Source organism: Clostridia bacterium (genome assembly GCA_017394805.1).
In the GTDB taxonomy this organism is placed as follows: domain Bacteria; phylum Bacillota; class Clostridia; order Christensenellales; family CAG-1252; genus RUG14300.
Genome location: JAFPXC010000021.1, coordinates 1 through 2,232, shown reverse-complemented (window position 1 = coordinate 2,232; position 2,232 = coordinate 1). Strand labels below are relative to the sequence as shown.

The 2,232-nt window shown below is 56.5% G+C and carries 2 protein-coding genes; both read left to right on the top strand.

What is annotated here, in order from left to right; genetic code table 11:
* Positions 1 to 1,393 (top strand): hypothetical protein (locus II896_05665; GenBank protein ID MBQ4444118.1); only part of this gene is annotated, 1,393 nt, incomplete at its 5' end.
* Positions 1,394 to 1,501: 108 nt separating this feature from the next.
* The coding region (locus II896_05660; protein ID MBQ4444117.1) for a hypothetical protein at positions 1,502 to 2,232 on the top strand (731 nt) is incomplete at its 3' end.

The window sequence follows — 2,232 nt, the reverse complement described above, 5'->3', positions numbered from 1 at the left end:
TTCCGAAGGCGTCTGCATTGAGGGGCAAAATTCTGTCGCCCTAACCAACTGCACCCTTACCGCCAACAACACCAAGACCAACGGCAACGCGCAATTCCTCGACGCGGTCATCCTTTATCAAAGTCAATCGGGCGACGCGGCAAGCGGTACCTCCACCTTCTCCATGACGGGCGGCTCATTGATTAATAAAAGCGGTCACCTCTTCCACGTCACCAACACCACCGCCGTTATTAATTTGGATGGCGTCACCATTGACGATTCGGGCTCAGGCGTCCTGCTCTCCGTCTGCGACGACGGCTGGAGCGGTGCCTCAAATATCGCTACCCTTAACGCCAGTGGGCAGGAACTCACCGGCGATATTTTAGTTGGAAGCGATTCCACCTTAACCCTTAACCTCTCCGACTCCACAAAGTTCACGGGAAATATTTCAGGCTCAATCACCAACGCCACCGGCTCTTCCATCTCCACTTCCCTCGGCACAGTCTCCGTCACCCTAGACGATACTTCAAAGTGGTATCTCACGGGCAATACTTACATTGATTCCTTCGACGGCACGGCTTCCAACGTCATCACCGGTTCTTATACTCTCTACGTCAACAACGTGGCTCTCGACGGCACCACCAAGACCGATGAAGATACTTCCTCCACCTTGACCCTAACCAATTCTTCCGCCGCCTCCGTCACTGCCGCCGCCGCCATTAAAACTATCGACGCCTCCGCACGCACAAAAGCCATTCACATCACCGCCAACGCCTTGGACAACTCTATCCTCGGCGGCTCAAGCAAGGATTCAATCTACGGCGGCAAGGGGGACGATTCCATCTACGGCAACGCGGGCAATGATAAACTCGTCGGACAATCGGGCGATGACATCCTTTACGGCGGAAAAGGCAACGATTCGATTTACGGCTCGGCGGGCAACGATAAACTCGTCGGGCAAGCGGGCAATGATTACTTGAACGGCGGCGACGATAAAGATACCCTCTACGGCGGGGACGATAAAGATACGCTCCTGGGCGGCAAGGGCAACGACTACCTCAACGGCGGCAGCGGAAATGATTCGCTCTCAGGCGGGGCAGGAAAAGATTCTCTGTGGGGCGGCAAAGGCAATGACACTCTCACGGGCGGCAAAGGCGCGGACGTGTTCATCTATCAGCCCAACGACGGCAAAGATTACATCACCGATTTTTCTTCCGCCGACATGCTTCAGATTCTCGACGCGGACGGCTCGGCGGGTTCGTTTACAAATTCGTCGTTCAAGAGCGGCAAGCTGACGTTGGCAATCGAAGGCGGCGGGCACGTCATCTTCCAAAACGTGACAAGCTCCGACACCTTCAACATCAACGGCACGACGTATTCAATCAGCGGCAAGAAATTGACGGCTGACAGTTAAAAAAATTTTTGCAGAAGGAGTTGTATTTTCATGGAAGCATTTGTGTTTGACCTGCAAAGATTCGACGGACCCGGCGGCGGCGGCGGTGAAGGCGGTGGCTCAAGTTCAGTGTCGTGGAGCGCGGCAAACTCCATCACCTCGGCGGGCACCTACTCCGACAAAACTTACTCGTCGACCTCCGACGCCGAATGCGCCCTGCTCGTCTCTCTGGCCTCGGGCACCGTCAATCTCCTCAACCCCACCGTAACCAAGAGCGGCGGCCCCTCCAATGCAGGCGACAACTACAATTTCTACGGAATCAATTCGGGTATCATGGCCATGGGCGGCGGCACAGTTTCCATCGTCGGCGGCAATGTAACCACCACGGGCGTCGGCGCGAACGCTGTCTTCAGCTACGGCGGCAACGGCGGCACTAACGGCGCGGCAGGCGACGGCACCACCGTTTACATCGAAGACGTCACGATTAACACGTCGGCAAGCGGCTCGGGCGGTATCATGACCACGGGCGGCGGTGTCACGGTTGCCAAAAACTTAACGATTGAAACGTCGGGGCAATCTTCCGCACCGATAAGAACCGACAGAGGAGGCGGCTCCGTCACAGTCACGGGCGGCTCCTACACCTCCAACGGCCTCGGCTCGCCCGCCATCTACTCCACCGCTGAAATCGTCGTCTCGGACGCAACCCTCACCTCCAATCTTTCCGAAGGCGTCTGCATTGAGGGGCAAAATTCTGTCGCCCTAACCAACTGCACCCTTACCGCCAACAACACCAAGACCAACGGCAACGCGCAATTCCTCGACGCGGTCATCCTTTATCAAAGTCAATCGGGCGACGCGGC